General features: G+C 38.6%; 13 protein-coding genes and 1 riboswitch. Of the genes, 9 read left to right on the forward strand and 4 right to left on the reverse strand.

Annotation, left to right across the window (positions count from 1 at the left end; all coding sequences use genetic code 11):
* Positions 1–90: 90 nt before the first annotated feature.
* Both CLV48_RS06350 and fmt read right to left on the reverse strand, forming a co-directional pair.
* A complete protein-coding gene (locus CLV48_RS06350) occupies positions 91–1,008 on the reverse strand; it encodes a DUF4412 domain-containing protein (RefSeq protein WP_106566421.1) in 918 nt (305 codons plus the stop codon).
* Positions 1,009–1,110: 102 nt separating this feature from the next.
* Complete coding sequence (fmt, locus tag CLV48_RS06355) at positions 1,111–2,037, reverse strand: methionyl-tRNA formyltransferase (protein ID WP_211299906.1); 927 nt, start codon at positions 2,035–2,037, stop codon at positions 1,111–1,113.
* A gap of 217 nt (positions 2,038–2,254) precedes the next feature.
* On the opposite strand from fmt, the gene CLV48_RS06360 reads away from it, so the two are divergent.
* The 4 genes from CLV48_RS06360 (at position 2,255) to CLV48_RS06375 (ending at position 8,539) form a co-directional block, all read left to right on the forward strand.
* Positions 2,255–2,620, forward strand: a complete 366-nt coding sequence (locus tag CLV48_RS06360; protein WP_170068987.1) for a hypothetical protein — start codon at positions 2,255–2,257, stop codon at positions 2,618–2,620.
* A 173-nt stretch (positions 2,621–2,793) separates the two neighbouring features.
* Positions 2,794–3,903 carry an efflux RND transporter periplasmic adaptor subunit gene (locus tag CLV48_RS06365; RefSeq protein WP_211299912.1) on the forward strand — a complete coding sequence of 370 codons (1,110 nt, stop codon included), beginning with the start codon at positions 2,794–2,796 and terminating at the stop codon, positions 3,901–3,903.
* Positions 3,904–3,932: 29 nt separating this feature from the next.
* A complete protein-coding gene (locus CLV48_RS06370) occupies positions 3,933–7,079 on the forward strand; it encodes an efflux RND transporter permease subunit (RefSeq protein ID WP_106566424.1) in 3,147 nt (1,048 codons plus the stop codon).
* A gap of 5 nt (positions 7,080–7,084) precedes the next feature.
* Positions 7,085–8,539, forward strand: a complete 1,455-nt coding sequence (locus tag CLV48_RS06375) for an efflux transporter outer membrane subunit (RefSeq protein WP_106566425.1) — start codon at positions 7,085–7,087, stop codon at positions 8,537–8,539.
* A gap of 326 nt (positions 8,540–8,865) precedes the next feature.
* Here the strand turns inward: CLV48_RS06375 and CLV48_RS06380 are convergent, their stop codons facing one another.
* Entirely contained in the window at positions 8,866–11,031 is a 2,166-nt protein-coding gene (locus CLV48_RS06380) for a S9 family peptidase (RefSeq protein ID WP_106566426.1), read from the reverse strand.
* Positions 11,032–11,147: 116 nt separating this feature from the next.
* Between CLV48_RS06380 and CLV48_RS06385 the strand changes: the two genes are divergently transcribed.
* Together CLV48_RS06385 and CLV48_RS06390 are read left to right on the forward strand one after the other, a co-directional pair.
* The gene (locus CLV48_RS06385) at positions 11,148–15,473 is read left to right on the forward strand and encodes a PAS domain S-box protein (RefSeq protein WP_106566427.1); all 4,326 of its coding nucleotides are present in this window, start codon (positions 11,148–11,150) and stop codon (positions 15,471–15,473) included.
* A gap of 62 nt (positions 15,474–15,535) precedes the next feature.
* Entirely contained in the window at positions 15,536–16,843 is a 1,308-nt protein-coding gene (locus CLV48_RS06390) for a hypothetical protein (RefSeq protein WP_106566428.1), read from the forward strand.
* Positions 16,844–16,846: 3 nt separating this feature from the next.
* On the opposite strand, the gene CLV48_RS06395 is transcribed toward CLV48_RS06390, so the two are convergent.
* Positions 16,847–17,398, reverse strand: coding sequence for a RidA family protein (locus tag CLV48_RS06395; RefSeq protein ID WP_106566429.1), 552 nt, complete (start codon positions 17,396–17,398; stop codon positions 16,847–16,849).
* A 177-nt stretch (positions 17,399–17,575) separates the two neighbouring features.
* A riboswitch (SAM riboswitch) is annotated at positions 17,576–17,677 on the forward strand.
* A 55-nt stretch (positions 17,678–17,732) separates the two neighbouring features.
* Here CLV48_RS06395 and CLV48_RS06400 point away from each other — a divergent pair.
* The 3 genes from CLV48_RS06400 to metF are packed head-to-tail and all read left to right on the forward strand — an operon-like array spanning position 17,733 to position 22,427.
* Positions 17,733–18,776: a homocysteine S-methyltransferase family protein gene (locus CLV48_RS06400; RefSeq protein WP_106566552.1), complete on the forward strand. Its 1,044-nt coding sequence runs from the start codon at positions 17,733–17,735 to the stop codon at positions 18,774–18,776.
* Entirely contained in the window at positions 18,769–21,471 is a 2,703-nt protein-coding gene (gene metH, locus CLV48_RS06405; RefSeq protein ID WP_106566430.1) for a methionine synthase, read from the forward strand. The genes CLV48_RS06400 and metH overlap by 8 nt, the downstream gene beginning before the upstream one ends.
* Before the next feature lie 2 nt (positions 21,472–21,473).
* Complete coding sequence (gene metF / locus CLV48_RS06410; RefSeq protein ID WP_106566431.1) at positions 21,474–22,427, forward strand: methylenetetrahydrofolate reductase [NAD(P)H]; 954 nt, start codon at positions 21,474–21,476, stop codon at positions 22,425–22,427.
* Positions 22,428–22,448 lie beyond the last annotated feature (21 nt).

Raw genomic sequence — 22,448 nt, forward strand, 5'->3', positions numbered from 1 at the left:
GATACCAAGGTTTGGCTGAGGATGAAAGTGGAACCTCAAAAAATAAGCTATAAAGCGTTTTATCAATTATGGAGGTTAGTGAAATGGACTTTATTGGTTGCCAGTAAATACATTTTGATAATCGGACATCAAGAAACTTTGATGTGAGTTTTCATTGATTTCGGTGACAGTCATCTGAATCTCACTTTTATCTTTTTTGCTTTTATAATCCAATTCCAACATACCTCCTTGAGGTAAGTGATTGAATTGTTTTCTGTTTTGGTTTTTCATTCTGGCAGCAAGAACTGGGTTATTTTCTTCCCAAAAACCCGATTTATTTCCCACAGCAAGTTCTGTAATCCAAATGCTTGAAATCCCGGCCTCATCTTCGCTCTGATATTCATCACAGGTATATCCTAAAATAGTTTTGCTTTTACCGGTTTTTATGAAATTCAATGCCCTTTCATCATTCATTTCGTCACTACTTTTTTCCATGCCGGAAGCCATTTTGTCAAAATCATAGCCATAGGCTAACCTGCTTTTTTGACCCTCATTATCGAAAAGAATGATCGAAGCGTTTCTTTCCAAGTCATATATTATCACAGATGTTCCGTCTTTTTTCTCCTTTTCTTTAATTTCAATTTCCATTCCTATGACCCAATCTGAATCGGAGAAAAATGATTTTAAATTCATAGGTTCAATAGGTTTTCCTTTTTCATCCAAGCCTGTGAGAAGCATAGTTGAATAACCTGTAAAGTCATATTGATCTCCTATGGGCACATCCGCATGAATACCGCTGAGGATTTTTTCGATATCCATTCCGGGCAAACCTTCTGGTCCATATATCCCCATGAATACTTTTTCTAGTTGCCTTTGGGCGATTTTTTCTGCTTCAGCTTCAATACGTTTTTCTACTGCTTTGCTTACGCCTCTTTCAGCAGCTTTTTTAACTCTGTCCAGAAATTGTGCCTCAGAAGAAATAGAAATTGTTACAAAAATGAGAGTGCAAAGTAGAGATTGAATTTTCATGGTTCAAGTATGATTTTGACCCAAGTTAATAAAAATGGGCTTAACCTCCTAGTATATAAGGGTTTAGTGTATTTTTATAAAAAAACCGATCGGGAATGTAAATTATAATTTATTACCACGGAGAAATTCCTCAATTGTCAGCCTTTTTTTGCCTTCTAGCTGTAGTTCCAGAATAGACAAGCTGTTATCGCCTGTTTGGAAAATAAGTTGGCTTTTGCCGTCAGAATAGAATTCTCCTGGGGCCAAACCATGGATATTCTTTTCATTTATTTTGGTTTTGAAAATCTTACAGTTTTTTCCATCTAAAGTGGTCCAAGCCCCAGGATAGGGGGAAAGTCCTCTTACTAGATTATGGATTTTTTGTGCAGACTTTGTCCAATCGATTTGGCATGTTTCCTTAAATATTTTGGGGGCATGGTGCCTCGCCAAATTTTCATCCTGGGGATTAGCCTGTACGTTTCCAGAAGCAATTTCTTTAATGGTTTTTAGTACCAATTGAGATCCTTTTGCCATCAATCTCTCATAAAGGCTGCCGACATTATCCTCTTCATAAATAGGTTCTTTCTCTTGAAAAATAACACTTCCTGTATCAATCTCATGCTTCAGGAAAAAAGTAGTAATTCCTGTTTCTTTTTCTCCGTTGATAATTGCCCAGTTGATAGGTGCAGCCCCACGATAATTTGGGAGAAGTGAGGCGTGCAGGTTGAAAGTACCCAATGGCGGTAAATTCCATACTGCTTCGGGCAACATTCGAAAAGCCACCACTACTTGCACATCAGCATGGTATTGCTTCAGTTCGCTTAAAAATTCCTGTGATTTCAAATTGGTTGGCTGAAGGACTGGTATCCCATATCTTAGGGCACATTCTTTGACCGGTGAGGCAATTAATTTTTGGCCCCTTCCTTGGGGTTTGTCTGGCGCTGTAATAACAGCAACCACATTCCATCCATTTTCCATCAAAATTTCTAAAGAAGGCACAGCAAATTCCGGTGTGCCCATAAAAATAATTCTAAGATCTTCTTTTTTCATATATCCAATGCTACTGCCATATCTTCAGCAAAAATTGGAAAAAAATACCAAACCGGCCCTCTTAATTTCATTTTTGGTAAATTTTAATCAAAGAAAACTTTTCATTGCACTTTAATCGTTAAGGGAAATATCGACCGTGTGAAGCATTATAAAGTTTTAAATAAATCAATATCTCAAAAAATAATTGCGGTTTTGATATTTTAGTTAATTTTGCAGGATGATAAAAAAGGCGCAATGTGAATTTAGAATGCTCATCAGGATTTTTTCCTTGATGTTGTCATTGTTTTTCGTTGTGCTTGCAGTATATGACGGGTTAGAAGAGGAAGAAAATTTTGAATATTTTGGAGAATTTGTTGATGAAGCAGAATTCGATTATGTAGATTTTCCGACTTCTATCTCCAGACCTACAGGTAACAAACAAACAAAAACCCAAAGGTTAGAGCTGATAAAAATAATTGATCAGATTCAGACGATATTGAGGTTTGAAACGTTCAATCAACCAGATGAAAAGCCGGCCATTGCCGAAGTTATAATTTATCAGATTTTTCTTCTAGAGCACATCATTTCCACCAACGCGCCCTAGTCCTTAGATTTTTTTAGAATCCTACCTATTTACAGTTTACAAAAAGCCCAAATAATCTTCCAAAGGATTATTCATTCAAGTATTATACGATCAAAATGACATCAAAAGTTTACAATGAAACTTTTGGACCAATATTTAATTGGTTTCCAAAAGTATTTTCTGCCATTATTCTGATGGCGCTCTCAATTCTAGTTTCCTGTAGTTCTGGAAATGGGAAAAACCAAAATAAAGACCAACTGGTAAATATTCCAGTATTGGAGTTGCAGTCAAGAAGTATTGAACTTCCAAAAACTTATGTCTGTGATTTGCAGGCAGTCCAATTTGTAGAAGTCAGGTCAAAAGTTGAAGGCTTTATGGACAGGATTTATGTTGACGAAGGACAAGTGGTGAGAAAGGGACAGACTCTTTTTCAATTATCTTCTATGGAATTCAATGAAATGGTTAATTCAGCCAATGCTAAATTGCGTCAGGCTGAGGCGGAAGCCAAGGCAGCTTCTCTTGAAGTAGAAAGGCTTAAGATACTGGTTGATAAAAACATCATTTCAGCTTCTGAATTAGAATTGGCTCGATCAAAGCGTGCTGTGGCTCAATCTGCGATTGCTGAAGCTGAAGCCATGCTTAAGAATGCAAAAACCGGACTTTCATATACAACAGTCAAAGCGCCATTTGACGGAATAGTCGATAGAATACCATTTAAGACAGGGAGCTTGGTCACGGCAGGTGACCTTTTGACCAATATCACAGATATATCTGAAGTTTTCGCTTATTACAAAGTTACTGAAAATGAGTATCTGAGGTATATGAGGGAGAAAATGGAAAATGAAGTTAATGGTCTGGATGAAGAATTGACATTAATACTTTCGGATGGCCAAGTGTATCCATATAAGGGAAAGCAAGAAACCATGGAGGCTGATTTCGAAAGAGGTACTGGTTCTATTGCATTTAGGGTGAGATTTCCTAATCCTGATCAATTGATCAAGCATGGTGCAAGTGGCAAAATACAGACAACCAATACCTTGGAAAATATTTTCCTGATTCCTCAAAAATCAACTTTTGAGATACAAGAATACAATTATGTATATGTCATCACCAAGGATAATAAAGTAAGAGTCAGAAGCTTCAAGCCCATCCAAAGATATGGTGTGTTTTATATTGCTGATGGTTTTGAGGAAGGTGACCGTATAATCTTTGAAGGAATTCAACAAGTCAAAGATGGTATGGAAATCATTCCTTTGGAAGTTTCTGAGCAGGATGCTTACGACACTTTAAGTATTTCAAAATAAATATTTCACAAAGTTGATTTAGGAAAATTATGTTTGAAATATTTATTAGGAGACCCATCTTATCCACGGTTATCTCCATTTTCATAACCCTTTTGGGATTATTGGCTCTATTTTCTTTGCCAATAACCCAATTCCCCGAAATTGTTCCTCCTTCTGTTACTGTAACTGCCAAGTATACTGGGGCCAATGCAGAAGTATTGGCCAAGGCAGTGGCCACCCCCTTGGAGCGTGCTATTAATGGTGTTCCTGGGATGACTTATATGACTTCAGTAAACACCAATGATGGTGTAACCTTGATCAATATAGTTTTCAAAGTTGGAACAGATCCTGATCAGGCAGCTGTCAATGTTCAGAATAGGGTAGCAACAGTTCTTGATGAATTGCCTGAAGAAGTAATAAGGGCGGGTGTACAGACTGAAAAAGAGGTAAACAGTATGTTGTTATATCTGAATTTGATTACCTCTGATTCCACACAAGACGAAAAATTTGTTTACAATTTTGCCGATATAAACATTCTTCCGGAACTTAAACGAATTGATGGAGTTGGTTTTGCCCAGATAATGGGATTCAAGGATTACGCCATGAGGGTTTGGATGAAACCTGACCGATTGGTGGCCTATAATTTATCACCTCAAGATGTAACGGATGCCATCAGGGCTCAGAATGTGGAGGCTGCCCCAGGTAAATCCGGGATCAGTTCAGATAGGGATCCACAAGCTTTACAATACGTTCTAAAGTATACCGGAAAATTTAACCAAGTGGAAGATTATGAGAACATCACTCTTAAAGCTCTTCCCGATGGATCTTTATTAAAGCTTAAAGATGTAGCAGAGGTAGTGTTTGATGCACAGGAATACAGCATGGTTTCCATGACTGATGGAAAGCCCTCGGCTTCCATTATGATCAAACAAAGGCCGGGATCCAATGCAAGGGAGGTTATCCAAAATATCAAAAATAAAATGGATGAACTTCAAGATGATTCATTTCCCCCTGGCATGGAATACAATGTATCCTATGATGTTTCAAGGTTTTTGGATGCTTCTATTTATGAGGTAGTCAAGACCCTGATAGAAGCCTTCCTTTTGGTATCCATAGTAGTATTTATTTTCCTTCAGGATTTCAGGTCTACTTTGATTCCGGCTATTGCGGTTCCTGTTTCATTGATAGGTACATTCTTCTTTATGCAGTTATTTGGCTTCTCCATTAATCTTTTGACACTTTTTGCTTTGGTTTTGGCAATTGGTATCGTGGTGGACAATGCCATAGTAGTAGTGGAAGCCGTGCACGTGAAGATGCACCACAATAAAATGAATGCCACGGACGCTACCCTTGCAGCGATGAAGGAGATAGGAGGAGCTATTGTAGCCATTACACTCGTGATGTCGGCTGTATTTGTGCCAGTGAGTTTTCTTTCCGGCCCAGTTGGTATATTCTACAGGCAGTTTTCTTTGACCTTGGCAATAGCGATTGTTATATCAGGTATCAATGCACTTACCCTTTCTCCTGCCCTTTGCAGTCTTTTGCTAAAACCTTCAGATGTTGAGCATGATCCCAAAAAAGGTTGGCTTCAGAAGTTCTTCTTTGGCTTCAATAAGCGGTATGATGCATTATCTGAGAAATACTCAGGAGTAGTTAATAAAATTGCAGGTAGGAGAACAGTGACATTTGGCGCATTGATTCTTTTCTTTTTACTTACCTATGGAGGTATTGCTGTATTGCCTACAGGATTTATCCCTAATGAAGATCAGGGGATGATTTATGTCAACGTCACTACTCCTCCAGGAGCTACTGTGGAAAGGACTTCTGAGGTAATGGATCTGGTTCAGGCCAGTTTACTTCCTCTTGATGAAGTAGAGACCGTTTCGACACTTGCAGGCTACAGTTTGATGACAGAGACAGCAGGTGCTTCTTATGGCATGGGTATGATTAATTTAGTTGGTTGGGGAGAAAGGGATAGGAATGTCAATCAATTGATTACTGATTATCAAGAGAGGACTTCTCATATCAAGGGCGCTGATATCCAGTTTTTTTCTCCACCTCCGGTACCTGGATTTGGTAATGCATCAGGTTTTGAACTCCGTTTGCAGGATAAGACAGGAGGTACTTTGGCAGTAATGTCCCAGATTACCCAGGAGTTTTTAGAAGAACTAAATAAAAGGCCTGAGCTGAAGGAAGTTACTACCAATTTTGAGCCAAATTTCCCCCAGTATATTCTAAATGTTGACCATGATAAAGCTGCAAAACTAGGGGTCTCGGTTCACGGTGCTATGGAAACCCTGCAAGCCTATGTAGGCAGTTATTACTCTTCAAATTTCATTAGGTTTGGGATGATGTATAAAGTCATGATACAGGCATCTCCTGAATACAGGACATCCCCTGAATCTATTTTGTCCATGTATGCAAAAAATGACAGGGGTGAAATGGTTCCTTATTCCAACTTTGTGACTTTGGAGAGGGTATTTGGGCCAGAGCAATTGACGAGGTACAATATGTTCAACTCTGCCTTGATTACAGGTGATGCGGCAGAAGGGTATTCATCAGGTGATGCCATTAAAGCAGTTGAGGAAGTTGCTTTGAAAATGTTGCCAAGGGGCTTCGATATTGACTGGTCAGGTATTACAAGGGAGCAGATTGCTTCTGGTAATCAAGCACTGTATATTTTTGCAATCTGTTTGATTTTCGTGTATTTACTTCTAGCCGCCCAATATGAAAGTTACTTCCTTCCTTTACCTGTAATTCTTTCCTTACCTGCCGGGATTTTTGGGTCATTTCTGTTTTTAAAACTTACAGGTCTTGAGAATAATATTTATGCACAGGTTTCCCTGGTCATGTTGATCGGTTTGTTGGGGAAAAATGCCATCCTAATCATCGAGATTGCTATTCAAAACAGACAAAAGGGACTTTCAATTCTTCAGAGTGCCATCAATGGAGGAGTAGAGAGGTTGAGACCTATTTTGATGACTTCTTTTGCCTTTATTGCCGGTTTGATTCCATTGACCATCGCTTCTGGAGCTGGTGCTATTGGTAACAGGACAATCGGTACTGCTGCGGCAGGAGGAATGCTAATCGGGACTTTGGTGGGGGTTTTCTTAATACCTGGTCTGTATGTGGTTTTTGAAACCATGGCCACTAAATTCAAGAAAAAAGAAACCTCAGAAATCTCAGTAAAAGCATAAGCACCATGAATTTGAATAGGAGAATATTTTCAGTCGCTGGTTTTTTGATGACAGGCCTTTTGTTATTAGGATGTCAGACAGCCAAGATTCAGGAAGGAATGGGGCTGGGGCAGATCCCAAGCGCTTATTTCGAAGAGAGTAAAAAAGAGGATACAACTATAGCTATCCTACAATGGGAAGAGTTTTTCCAGGATCAGGCATTGAAGGATTTGATTGCGCTTGCCCTGGCCAATAATCAGGAAAACCTGAAGACCCTTGAAAGGATCAAACTGGCAGGTGCAGACTTCAAAATTGCCAGAGTAGGAATGCTGCCTGAAATCAATGGAATTGCAGGTGCATCAAGACGGAGGTTTGGAGAATACACGATGGATGGTGTGGGTAATGCGGATTCAAATCTTTCACCTACAGTTCCTGAAGACAAGAAAATCCCGGATCCATATAGGGACTTTATCCTAGGTGCTCAGTTTAATTGGGAACTGGATATTTGGGGAAAATACAGGAACCGAAAAAAGGCCGCAGCTTCCCGTTATTTGGCTTCCCAGGAAATGGCCAATTTGGTAAAGACTATGCTGATTTCAGAAGTAGCAGCGTCTTATTACAAATTGGTTGGCCTTGATGAAGAGCTGAGGGTTTTGGAAGAAAATATCAGATTGCAGGAGCTTGCAGTAAATCTGACCAAAGACCTCAAAACTGCCGGAAAGGAAAATCAATTAGCTGTTGATCAGTTTGAGGCTCTTATGCTGAATTCTAAAGCTTTATTGGTGGAAAAACAAAGGGAACTACGCTCTGAGGAACTTAGGATGACCGGTCTTTTGGGTATTTATCAATTTGATCACCAAAGGGTGAAGCTGGATCAGATTTTTGATAAACCTGATTTGATTCATGTAGGCTTGCCTTCGGATTTATTAATTTTCCGTCCTGATATTCGTTCTGCAGAGCAGGAACTATTGGCAAGCAAAGCTGATATTTATGTAGCTAGGGCAGCCTATTTCCCATCTTTTAATCTCTTTGGGATGGCTGGGTTCAATGCTTTTGATTTCAGTAGACTGTTCTTAAATCCTGCTTCCAGTGTTTACCAATTTGGAGCTGGGCTAGTTGCTCCGGTTTTCAACAGAAATCAGATCAGTGCGAATTTTGAGGCAGCAAATTCACGTCAAAGAATTGCCTTATACGATTATGAGCAAACTGTCCTGAAAAGCTATCTGGAAGTTTTGGACCTGGTCAATGAATTCCAAACCTATGATGAGCAGCTTCAGGTAAAAACTTATGAAGTGGAGGTACAGAAAAGGTCAGTTGAAAACTCCAATACCATGTTTATGGTAGGTTATGCCAACTACCTGGAAGTCATCAATGCCCAAAGCCGGGCTCTTCAATCACAGATCGAGCTGATTGAATTAAAAGTAAAACAACTGCAATCCAATGCAAAACTTTACCGTGCATTAGGAGGAGGTTGGAATTAAAATAAAAAAACAAAAAGCCCCCAAACATTGGGGGCTTTTTAGTGTCTAGGATAACCCTTATTTGAACTTAAACACTTAATTAGAGAAACTCTAAAAGTTAATTCAAGTTTAGCCATTCTAACCTTCTCGAAAAATACCTAACGTTAGGTATTTTTTTTGCCGTTTTATTGGAATAAGTCTATCAATTGTATGAATAAAACAATTAATCCCGATTGAGGGTTTAAAAATGTTTTAATTATTAGATTAAGTCAAACTTAGTTTTAGCCATCTAAACTTTTTATGGGTTTTCAATGGAAGTCATTTTGACTGATAATGAAATTTGTTGCTCAATTAGTTGGATGGTTTACATATCTTTCAAAGAATTCTATGATTCTTGCCAAACGGTCTATCCTTCTATGAACAGCTCCAGTTCTAGATAATTCATGGCCTTCACCAGGGTAGCGTACATATTCTACAGGTTTACCTAGTATTTTAAGGCTTTTGTAAAGTAATTCAGACTGTCTTACGCCAGTCCTCAAGTCCACATCTCCATGCTTGATCAATAAAGGGGTTTGGATATTTTGGACATAAGTCTGTGGGCTATTATAATCAAGTATCTCTTTTACACCCTCATCCCACGGGTAGCCAAAATGGTTGGGGACTAACCTCCAGGCATTGCCTTCACCTAAGAAAAAGGTTAGTTCATATACACCTCTTTGTGCAAAAGCAGCCTTGAATCTATGGTCGTGCCCAACAATCCATGCGGTAAGGTACCCAGCATAAGAGCCACCAGTAAGAAATAATTGGTCTTTATCAATCCAGTCAAATTGATCGCCTGCAGCATCCAATGATCCTAGGACATCTGCGGCCGGCCCATCTCCCCAATTTCTATAATTCCCTTTTTGAAAAGCTTTGCCGTAACCGCCACTCCCCCTGGGATTAGCATAAACCACCCCATATCCTTTTGCAGCCATTATCTGAAATTCATGCCACATACTTGCTTCTCCTGGGCCCCACATCGCAGACGGTCCACCATGCATGTTTAAGATAGTTGGATATTTAACGCCTTCTTTTTTTTCGGCAGGTTCCATCACCCAATAATCTATTGTAAAGCCATCATTTGTATTCAATTGATGGGCACTTGGTCTGGAAAGTTTTTTTCCGGAGAGCCATCCTTCATTAAAATTGGTTACCTGAACTGGATTTCTGTTGTTCAGATCTGATACAAAAATTTCAGAAGGGTTTTCAATTTTTGTTAATGCATATACTAACTGCTTCCCTCTTACATCAAATCCATTTACTCCAACAGGTCCGGTAATAACAGCATCTATCTTTCCTGTAGTGATTTGAGCTTTCCAAAGGCTAAAACCTCCTTGATTTGCTCCTGAAAAAAGAATTTGCTGGCTGTCATCTGCCCATTTTGGACTTGAAACAGACCTGTCCAAACTTTCTGTAATCCATTTGAAGCCACTTCCATCGGGTTTAATGATGCCAATCATAGCCATATTATAGGTTGGCTCTTCTATGTTTTGTCCTCCTAAAGCTATCCATTTACCATCCGGAGAGAAAACAGGATTTCCTACGCGGTGATTTTCCAAGGCGAAAAACACTTTTGCTGATTTGTTCTTTGGATTGATTTTCCAAATCTCCGTATGGTTCGTCAAGTCAGGATGATCGGTATTTTTGAGCGAAGAAGCCAAAATATAGGAACCATCAGGAGACCAGGTTGCACCGAAATAACTTTGAAATCCATCTGTTATTCTTTCGGTATTCCCGCTTTCTAAATCCAGAATATTAAGATGGGAAAAGAAGAGGTCGGGACTCAGGTCGGTTTCTCCTAGGAAATTTAGCCTGTCTATTACCCTTGGATCATTTTTACTTGCATTTTTGGCAAGGAATGCCCTTAGTTCCTCAAGATTCCCGTCAGGGTTTGGTTGAATTTCTTCCTTGGCCAATCCCTCTTGGATCGCTTTATAATTTGGTTCATCTCCATAATTTCTTCCCGGTCTTTGTATTTCCCAATCAGGGCTTCCTTTTAAAGCCCACATAGGAATTGTGGTATTAAAAAGAATTTTTTTGCCATCTGGGGACCAAATTGGATTGGAAACATTGAATTTCTCAGAAGTTGCCATTTGGCTTTCTCCTCCATCAAGAGAAAGAATCCAAATTTGAAGTTTTCCATCTTTAGGTCTTACAAATGCAACTTTTTTTCCATCTGGGGACAGTTCAAAAGAGGATACGTTATACTCAGATGAAGTCAATGGTTTTCCAGGTTGTTTTCCATCTATTGAGGTCACCCAAAGTTGGGACTTATATTGATAATCATTTTCATTCTTCACATCGATGAAATTTTTTATAAAAAGGACTTCTTTTCCATTTGGTGCAATTGTATGGGAGGAAGTGCTAATTATTTTGACAATGTCGCTGATGTTGATAAGATCTTCTCTTTGTGCCTTTAAAATTTGCGTACTTGCCAATAAAAGAATCAGCAATAATTTTAATTTCCGGTTCATGGTTAATTTTTATTTTATGGTAAATGGAAGATTAATGATTAAGATTGTTAATTGTGCAAGAAGATTTTAAATTAAATCATTAAAATTGTAATCTACATTTAATTTTACAGGACCATATGGCTTATTTTGAAAAATTGGATATTTCCATTTTCAGTTTTTTTGATGAAGTTACTGATCCAATGATGGTTTTTAGCGAAGATCAGATTGTTTTTGTGAATAAATTCTGGCGGGAGAATTTTCAATATGATTTTCAAAAATGGCAAGAATTTGTAAATAATGGTGTTAGTCAAAATGAACTTTATAGATTTTTTCTGGCGGGGGAACAGCCAAAGACAGAGTTTTTGAGGACATTAAAGGATAACAGAGGATTTCACCCCCGATTCCAATGGACATTTATAAGTCTTGCCTCCAACAATGAACAGCGGTACTGCCTAGCAAAAGGGAAGCTCCATATTACTTTTGGAGATTTGTTGCAATATGAAAGTCAAGGGATTGAAATAGCAGAACAGCAAGATCTTGGCTTTATCAAAACGATGTTAAGGAATAGCCACGATATGATGGCTATTGTGGATGGAAAGGGCGTATTTAAGTTTGTCAGTTCTTCAATTATTGATAAGCTGGGTTTCAAACCAGAGGTAATAATAGGGAGGTCAATACATGATTTTGTGGAACTGGGAGCCATTGAATTAGTAGATGGAAGCTTTGAAGAACTCAATAGAAAGGGAAGGGAGATTAGGTTGGATTTTTGGGTCCATAAACCTGACGGAACAAGGGTTTTTCTGGAATCTTTTGGGAAGAACCTATTGGATGAACCTACAGTGGAAGGAATACTTTTTAGTGTGAGGGATGTTACTGAATTTTATGAGGCAAAAAAATCTCTTCAAAAGCGCTATGATCTTGAAAATCTGATCAACAAAGTTTCTACTAAGTTTGTCAATGCTGACTTCCATCAGTTGGATCAGGTCTTTCAAGATTCCCTAAGGATGTTAGGTGAATTTGAGAGGGCAGATAGGGCCTATATTTTCCTTATCCATGAAGAGCTGAAGTCTATTGAATATGCTTATGAATGGACAGGTGTAAACGTGGAACCCCAAATACAGGATATGAAATATATTCCTTTGTATGAGGATGCAGCTACCATGAAAACTCTTAGGAAGGGCGAAATCTTTATTGTATCTGATGTTGAATCCTTACCTGATTCGTTTTCTTTTGAAAAGGAGGTTTACAAAATGCAGGGAATTAAATCAGTCCTTTTGATTCCTATTTTTTCTGAACATAAGTTAATTGGATTTTTTGGTTTAGATGCAGTCAAGGAAAAGAGGGACTGGGTTGAAAAGGACGAATATGTGCTAAGGCAATTAGGAGATATTTATGCTGGAAGCTTCATAAATAGGGCCATCAAAAAGAGCTTGGACAGGAATGAGAAGTTGTTAGAGTCAACTGAAATATTGGCAAAATCAGGTTCTTGGAGGTACAGTTCTACCAAAAACAGACTGCATATTTCAAAAGGATTCAATAAAATTTTTGAAATCCCTGAAGGAATAACATCTGTTAATTTGTCTGAATTATTTCCTAAAATCCTAAAAGTTTCGAGGAAAAATTTCATCAGAGATGTAAAGAAAGCAGTTTTAGAGCTTAAAAGTTCTTCAGGAGAGTTGTCCATCAAGTCTTTAGAGGGGAAAGAAAAAATCCTATCTTATAGTATTGTCGTGAATCAAGGTGATGGTAACAAAGCTACGGAGATTTATGGCTATTGCACTGACATAACCCATAAGAGGGATGCTGAAAAATTTTTAAAGCTTCAGTCCCAGATTTTGGCTCAAGTTGATGATCCGATTTTTGTTACAGACATCAATTGGAATGTAATTTACCTCAACAAAGCAGCCAAGGCAGAATGTAGCCTTTTTCATAATTCAGATTTTCAAGGTACGCTTTTCGATTTATTTGATTTCCTTTCTGAGGATGTCAATGAAATCAAAATGGCTATTATGGATTTAAAAAATGATAAAGTTTTTAGGCGGGACCTTAACCTTAAATCCATCAATGGTTCTGTGCAACCCTATGACCTTTCCGTCCAGGCATTTTTAAATGACGAGCAGGAGAAATTAGGCTATTCATTTGTAATCAGGAATCTCTCAATTTTACAGAAGCAGGAAGCCCTTGCCAAAAGAGCAAAAATAGTGGTAGAAAATAGTCCTGCTGTGTTATTCACTGTGGATCCGAATGAAAATTTTAGGATCCTGTACATTTCGGATAATATTAAGCAATTCGGTTATGTTGCCGAGGATTTGATTTCTAAAGGTACCAGCATCCTTGATATCATTCATCCAGATGATGTGGAGGAGCTTTTGGATTTTCATTTGCAGGAACAACATGAAAGGGGAATTCCTGCATATTCAGGGGAATATAGAATCAAAAAATCAACAGGGGAATACCGCTGGGTAGAAGATAAATCAAGAGAACTGTTAGATCAAGATGGAAGGGTGGTTTTACATGAGGGGATACTTCAGGATATCACAGAGCAGAAAAAAAACAGGGAAGAGATTATCCGAAGTCAGGAAAGGTATCGTGTGCTGGCTTCTAATATTCCTTATATAAGTGTATTCCTTATTGATAAGGATTTAAAATATATTGTAGCCCAAGGTTCTACGATGAGAAATTGGGGAATGAAGCCTTCTGATTTCGAAGGAAAGACCCTGTCCCAAGTGCACAAGAATAACTTAAGTCAAATTGAGCCTGCTGTTAAAACTGCCCTGCTAGAAAAAAGGGATGTAAATAAGATTCTTATTTTTAGGAAAAGGGTTTATGAAATGACCATTAAACCCATCATGCATGAAGGTGAGGTGGAATATGCCTTGGGTATACTTAGGGATATCAATGAAGAATACAATGCAAAAGAAAATCTTCAAAAAAGTGAAGAAAAGTACAGGAGATTAGTTGAAGAGTCCACGGAAATTATTTTTTCAATGGAACCGGACTTTACTTTGACCTATGTGTCTCCCAACATTAAGCAATTTATGGGATATGAGCCAAATGAGGTGATTAACCTGAAGTTAACTGAATTTTTGCATGAGGATAATATCTATGAGTTAAAGGAGTTAATAGGGGATCCTGTAAAATTCTTAAAGGAGAATCAATACCTCGAATTCAAACTTAGGAGCAAGGACGGGGAATATAGGATATTTAGCTCTAATGGTAAACTGATTGCAACGGAAGACGGAAGGGTTTTCTACAATGGTATTGCGCGAGATATCACACAATTAAAAGAAGCCCAAAGAGAGATGCTTTTGGCGAAGGAGAAAGCAGAACAGGCATCCAAGGTGAAATCCCAGTTTTTGTCCATAATGAGCCATGAAATCAGGACACCAATGAATGCAGTTATTGGGATGGCCCATTTACTTATAGAGGATAACCCTAGGCCTGATCAGCTAGAAAACCTTAAAACACTCCAGTTTTCTGCTGAAAATTTATTGGGGTTGATCAACGATATTCTGGATTTTACCAAGATAGATTCAGGCAAGGTGGAGCTTGAGAAACTGGAATTTGAGTTAAAGAATGTCATTAACAGGATCATCCATTCCTATACTTACCAGGCAAGGGAAAAAGCACTTGATATACAATTCGAATATGATGGGGAAATTCCTCCCAAATTGATAGGAGATCCGGTGAGGTTAGGCCAGGTAGTCAATAACTTAATTTCCAATGCGGTTAAATTTACCCAACAAGGTTTTATAAGGATTGTACTAAAAAGAGTAGACGAAGATTCTGAAGATATTAAAGTTCAGTTTGATTTCGAAGACACTGGAATTGGAATCCCAGAGGAAAAAATGGCCACAGTTTTTGAGGCATTTACCCAAGCAAGTGCAGAAACAACCCGTAAATATGGGGGAACTGGTCTAGGATTAGCAATAGTAAAACGATTGGTAAATTTGTTTGGTGGAGATATTTTAATAAAACAAAGACCTGGAGGAGGTACTGTTTTCTCATTTACTATTAAATTCCAAAAAGTAAAAGCATCATCTGAACATCATTTCAGAAGAGTAGCTTCTTACAATAGGAATTTAGCTTCAGCAAAAATACTTGTGGCAGAGGATAACTTGGTCAACCAAATCATGATCAATAAATTTTTGACCAAGTGGGGTGTTGGAGAAATTGTAATTGCTGAAAATGGGCAAATGGCCATTCAAGAATTTGATCTTCACGATTTTAATCTCATTCTTTTAGACCTTCAAATGCCTGAAATGGATGGATTTGAGGTAGCGTCATACATAAGAAGGCATCCTGATATCCAAAAAAGAAGTGTTCCCATAATAGCCCTGACAGCATCCTCATTAATTGATGTTAAGATGCAATTGGAAGAAGTTGGAATGGATGATTTTATTCCCAAACCTTTCAATCCAGATAACCTTTATTCAAAAATAATCCGGTTTTTAAAGATTTAAATTTTGTATATCCTGCTTTACTTTTGGAGATTGGTTTTATTTTTGGAAAGTAATTCCGTTGTATGAGATTATTAATAACCGGTCTTCTCCTTTTTGCCATTTTTCCATTTGTCTATGGACAGGAGACACCATCCAGCAGGTCAACCATGTATTTTGCATTGGGCAGAACAGGCACCAACTTGAGGGAGTTTAATCAAATGCTTGAAAACAAAGGTCTTAGCCCAATGAGGAAAGGTTATACCAATTTCAATTTTGGATATCAGGCTAGGTACAATGATTTCATTCTAGGTTTGGAATTATTTCAAAATCCCGGGCCTAAATCAATTTTCAACGGATATGAAATTGACTACAGAACAACTAGATTTAATGTAAACATAGGTTTTTCATTTACAGAAGAAGGTCCATTTCAATTGATCCATTATATGTCTGTAGGATCTGGCTTTCTCAATTTTCAAATGCTAAAGGATAATGAAGCAAGTGATCTTGATGATTTTTTACAAAATCCAGCACACGGATTTATCCTTAGAGATGGGAATATTCATAAAAGCTCTCTTAACCTTTCCGGATTTTTGACGGAAATCGGGTTTCAATTGAGTTATGACCTGCCTATTCCTGGAAGAGATGAAGCTTTGGCTTTGATGGCCAGATTTGGTTATTCCTTTAGTCCATTTGAAAACTCCTGGAATCTCAATGGAATCAGTTTTAACAGTACTCAGGCTGGTGCATTTCTAAGATTAGGTGCGGGAATTACCCTACCAGATTACAAATATTTTTATAAGGATGCTTCATTGGGTGCTCATATATTTTATGGTCTCAATTTTACAAGTCCTGATTTATTTAATGAACATTTGGTAGAGAATGGGCTGCAGCCATTTACAGGAAGGCCTAACAATTGGGGGGTTAAAATATTGGGCTATAGCAAGCAGATGATGTATGGAATGGACTTTTTTAACCTAGGTTTAGGAGGAAAAGCCAATGCCACTCAAAGCCATAGTCTGAATAGTGTAAGAGTTTATGCCAATGGGGGATTGAAATTTTTGGATTTAAGAAATCTGGAAATGGGAGCATTGGCAGGACTTGGTTTTGGAAATTTAAGGTACACTATTACTTCTGACCTAAGGCCTGACTTCCCAAGACTATTTGAAGAACCGGATCATGATGGATATTTGGCTGCATATGGGGCCATGGCTAAGCCAGAAGTATTTATCACATATGGAGTTCCATTATCCCAAAGAAAGTTTCTTGACCTGATATTTGGTGTCCATGCTGGTTATGAGTTGCCTCTAAGTCAATATAAATTAGCAGACTTGGCAATGTTCAAGTACATGGCCAACCCCTATTTGCAATTAAGTATTGGTGTTAGGCCATAAAGTTCAATCTTCAATTTCTACTATAAGCTCAATTTCAACTGCTATATCCATTGGCAAAGCGTTCATTCCTACTGCGGAACGGGCATGCTTACCTTTTTCGCCAAACACTTCCACCATCAAATCCGAAAATCCATTGATGACCTGTGGATGTTGGGTAAAATCCGGTCCGCAATTTACCATGCCCAAAACTTTTACAATTCTTTTAACTTTATTTAGATCACCTAATTCTGCTTTTAGTACAGCCAATTGAGCAATGCCGACCAGCCTTGCAGCTTCTTTTCCTTCCTCAATGCTCAAATCTTGCCCTACTTTGCCTGTCACGTAATTTCCATCTGGAAGATTTGGGCCTTTTCCTGCCAAGAATAGCAAGTTCCCAGTTCTAACGGCATTGACATAATTGGCTACAGGTTGACTGGCTTCAGGGAGATTTATTCCTAAATTGCCGAGTTTTTCTTCTGCATCCCAAGTAGGCTTATGGGAAGTTGAATCGGATTCCTGATTGGATGAACAGGAGGTGATTACAGGAATTAACAAGATTAGTAAAAGCTTTTTCATAGAAGAATACATTGTGTAAAGCATTAAATTAATTTTTGGGTTTAGAAATTCAAATAATTAGGTCAAATAATAGATAAATGGCAAACAATTGGCCCTTGTTTGTGTATTTTCCTCAATTTTTTTCAATAATTTTTAAATTGTTTAATGAAATTCAAGAATAGCACTTAACTTTGGAATTGCTTATCGAGAAAGACTGAGGGATGGGCCCTGAGACGTCTTAGCAACCTGAAACAGCAAGGTGCTAATTCCCCTTCCGGAAATGCCGGAAAAAGATGAGCGGAAGAATTTCTTTTTCATCCGGTTAGACTCGCATAAGCTTTTTAATTTCAGATTTATGAATAGAAGCGAGTTATTACTATCAATAGCCAAAAAGAGAATTCTGATATTGGATGGTGCCATGGGTACAATGATCCAGCGGTATAAGTTGGGAGAGGAGGATTTCAGAACTTCAGAATTAAAGCATCACCCCAAATCACTGAAAGGGAACAATGACCTGCTTTCATTATCCAGGCCGGATGTGATCAAAGCAATTCATGCGGCTTATCTTGAAGCTGGAGCCGATATCATCGAAACCAATACTTTCAGTGGTACATCTATCGCTCAGGAGGATTATGGATTGCAACATTTGGCTTATCAGATCAATTTTCAATCAGCAAAAATAGCCAGAGAAGTTGCAGATGAGTTTACCAACAAATCTCCGGAAAAGCCTCGCTTTGTGGCAGGTGCTTTGGGGCCAACCAACAGGACAGCCTCTATATCTCCTGACGTAAACGACCCAGGTTACAGGGCCATAACTTTCGATCAATTATCTGAAGCTTACCAAGAACAAGTGAGGGGGCTATTAGATGGAGGTTCGGATATATTGTTGGTAGAAACAATTTTTGATACCCTTAATGCCAAAGCGGCATTGTTTGCAATACAAGAGGTTTATGAGGAGCGATCATTGCCCTTGAATCCCGAGGAAGGCGGTGTACCGGTCATGGTATCAGGAACTATAACTGATGCATCCGGAAGGACACTTTCAGGCCAAACTACCGAAGCATTTTTGATTTCTGTTTCTCATTTGCCTCTTTTCAGTATTGGTCTCAATTGTGCTTTAGGGGCAAAAGAATTAAGGCCTTATTTAAAAGTAATGGCAGATAATGCACCATTCTATGTGTCAGCTTATCCCAATGCAGGCCTTCCAAATGAATTTGGCCAGTATGATCAAGGTGCTAAAGAAATGGCTGAACAGGTAGAGGAGTTTTTAAAGGAGGGGCATATCAATATTTTGGGAGGTTGCTGTGGGACTACCCCAGAGCACATTGCTGCATTAGCAAAATTGGTTGAAAAATATCAGCCAAGAAAAATTGAATTTGTCAACACAGAAGATGAGTAAAATTCATAACCAGCATATATTGAAACTATCGGGTTTAGAGCCATTGGTCTTTACACCTGAAATTAACTTTGTAAATATTGGTGAGCGAACCAATGTAACCGGTTCAAAAAAGTTTGCAAAGTTGATTTTGAACGGCCAATATGATGAGGCATTGGAAATTGCACTTGATCAAGTCAGGGGAGGAGCTCAGATCCTTGATGTCTGCATGGATGAGGGGATGTTGGATGGTGTAGCTGCTATGGAGAAATTTTTGAATCTAATTGCCTCTGAACCTGAAATAAGCAGAATTCCTATCATGATCGATTCTTCTAGGTGGGAGATTATTTTGGCTGGATTGAAATGTATTCAGGGAAAAGGAATCGTAAACTCCATCAGTTTGAAAAACGGGGAGGAGGAGTTTGTACAACAGGCTAAGACCATTAAGAAATTTGGAGCTGCAGTAGTTGTAATGGCTTTTGACGAGCAAGGTCAGGCTGACACTTACCAAAGAAGAATTGACATCTGTAAGCGGAGTTATGAGATCCTGGTAAATCAAGTAAGGTTTAACCCACAGGACATTATTTTCGATCCAAATATTTTTCCTGTGGCGACGGGTATGGAAGAGCACAGGAGAAATGCACTGGATTTTTTCCTTGCTACACAGTGGATTAAACAAAACCTTCCCGGTGCAAAAGTAAGTGGTGGAGTTAGCAACGTAAGTTTTTCTTTTAGAGGCAACAATCCTGTAAGAGAAGCAATGCATGCTGCATTTTTATACCATGCTATCAAGCATGGGATGGATATGGGAATCGTCAATCCAACCATGTTGGAAGTATATGATGATATTCCAAAGGACTTACTGGAAAAAGTTGAAAATGTTCTATTTGATAGAAATGATCATGCCACTGAAGATTTGCTGTCCTTTGCCGAAACAGTCAAGTCCCAAGACAAAAAGGAAGTTGTTTCCGAAGCATGGAGGCAGGATGATGTAGAAAGGAGAATAGAGCATGCCTTGGTAAAAGGAATAATAGATTACATTGTTGAAGATGCTGAAGAGGCTAGATTGAAATATCAAAATCCACTAAAAGTGATCGAAGGACCTTTAATGGATGGGATGAATGTAGTTGGAGATCTGTTTGGAGAAGGGAAGATGTTTTTGCCTCAGGTAGTCAAATCTGCCAGAGTAATGAAAAAAGCAGTTGCCTACCTAGAGCCATTTATGCCAAAGGCGGGAGATGTGGGATATAGTGAGGAACAGAGCAGTATTAAGAAGATTCTTTTGGCAACAGTCAAGGGTGACGTTCACGATATTGGAAAGAATATAGTAGGGGTGGTTTTGGCTTGCAATAATTACCAAATCATAGATCTTGGAGTAATGGTAGATGCCCAAAAAATCATTGATGAAGCAGTCAGGAATAAAGTAGATATTATTGGACTAAGTGGTCTGATTACTCCCTCATTAGATGAGATGGTAAATGTAGCCTCCGAAATGGAGAGACAGGACCTAAAGATTCCCTTGTTGATAGGAGGGGCTACCACCTCAAGAATCCATACCGCTGTAAAAATTGATCCGGTATATAGCGGGACGGTTGTTCATGTGACAGACGCATCCAAATCGGTTCCTATTGCAGGAGAAGCTATATCCGAAGAAACCAAAGAGGTTTATCAAAGAGAAATCAAGGCAACTTATAAGAAGCTAAGAGAAGAACATGAGGCCAAACAACAAATAAAACAGTTAGTTAGTTATGAGGAGGCACAAGCTAACCCGGTCTTTATTGATTGGGATCATTTTGAGCCTGTAGCACCTGCCCATAAAGGCATTACTGTAATGGAGGACCTGGACCTTAATGTTTTGAGAAAATATATTGACTGGACTCCCTTTTTTAGTACGTGGATGTTGAGCGGAAAATTTCCGAAAATCATGGAGGATCCTGTTATCGGAAAAGAGGCCAAGAGACTTTATGAAGAGGCTAACAATATGCTTGATCAGATAATCCATGAAAAATGGTTAAAAGCAAAAGCTGTTGTCGGTATTTTTCCTGTTGAAAGAGTTGGAGATGATATTAAAGTGTTAGGAGCTTCTAAGGAATACTCCTTCCATTTTCTGAGGCAGCAAGGAAAAAAAGGAAAAGGTGTTCCCAATCGATCCTTGGTAGATTATATCCATCCTAGGAAGCCGGATTATTTTGGGGGATTTGCAGTGACAGCGGGTTGGGGAATTGAGCCCAAGCTAAAAGAATTCCAGGATAATCATGATGATTACCATGATATCATGCTTAAGGCTTTGGCAGACAGATTGGCAGAAGCAGGTGCTGAATACCTTCATGAGCTGGTAAGGAAAGAAATATGGGCATATGCACCTTCAGAGTCTTTGGATAATGAGTCTTTGATCAAAGAAGAATATATGGGTATAAGGCCGGCGCCAGGCTATCCGGCATGTCCCGAGCACTCAGAAAAAAGAACTTTGTTTGATCTTCTGGAGGTTGAAAAAAATACAGGAATTACATTGACAGATAGTTTTGCAATGTATCCGACCTCTTCGGTCAGTGGATTCTACTTTGCACACCCAGAAAGCAAATATTTTGGATTAGGCAAAATTGGGGAAGACCAAGTAGCCAGTTATGCATTGAGAAAAGGTGTAAGCAAGGCTCAAGCTGAAAGATGGCTATCTCCTAATTTGGCTTATTCCCCATCACTTCATGTTCAAGAAAACTAATTATGAAAATTACAGAATACATCAATCAAGCTGAGAAACCCCTTTTTTCTTTTGAAATTTTACCACCACTTAAGGGGCAAAGTCTTAAAGATTTGTGTGAAGGCATTGAGCCATTGATGGAATTTAATCCGCCATTTGTGGATGTGACTTATCATAGGGAAGAATTTATTTATAAAAAACATCCGAGTGGACTACTAGAAAAAGTTTCTACCAAAAAAAGACCTGGAACAGTTGGAATCTGTGCAGCTATCATGAACAGGTTTAAAGTAGAGGCTGTACCTCATTTACTCTGCGGAGGATTTACAAAAGAAGAGACAGAAAATGCGCTGATCGACCTCAACTTTATAGGTGTACAGAACATCCTCGCCCTTAGGGGTGATGCCCCCAAAAGTGAAAATAAGTTTACTCCCGAGCCAAACGGGCATGCTTATACCAAGGATCTGGTAAAGCAGATTGTAAATATGAACCATGGAAGGTATCTGCATGAGGAAACAGAAACCGGATTTCATACTGATTTTTGCGTGGGAGTTGCAGGATATCCTGAAAAGCACTTTGAAGCTCCAAGCTTGAAATTTGACCTGAAGTATCTTAAGGAAAAGATTGATGCTGGAGCTGAGTATATCGTAACCCAGATGTTTTTTGACAATCAGAAGTATTTTGATTTTGTCAAGAAAGTAAGGGAAATGGGTATAACTGTCCCCATTATCCCAGGAATAAAGCCAATTACTACCTTAGGGCAGATTACGATGTTGCCAAGGACCTTTTTCCTTGATCTTCCCGACGCATTGATGGATGAGCTTGAGAAATGCAAAACCAATGCCGATGTGAAAGAAGTGGGAGTTGATTGGGCAATTCATCAAAGTAAAGAACTAATTGCCAATGGTGTACCTGTTTTACATTATTACACAATGAGTAAGGCTGAGGCTACTTATAGGATTGCCAAGGAGGTTTTCTGATTTGAAATTGGAATTTTCTGA

This window comes from Cecembia rubra (genome assembly GCF_003014575.1).
GTDB lineage: Bacteria > Bacteroidota > Bacteroidia > Cytophagales > Cyclobacteriaceae > Cecembia_A > Cecembia_A rubra.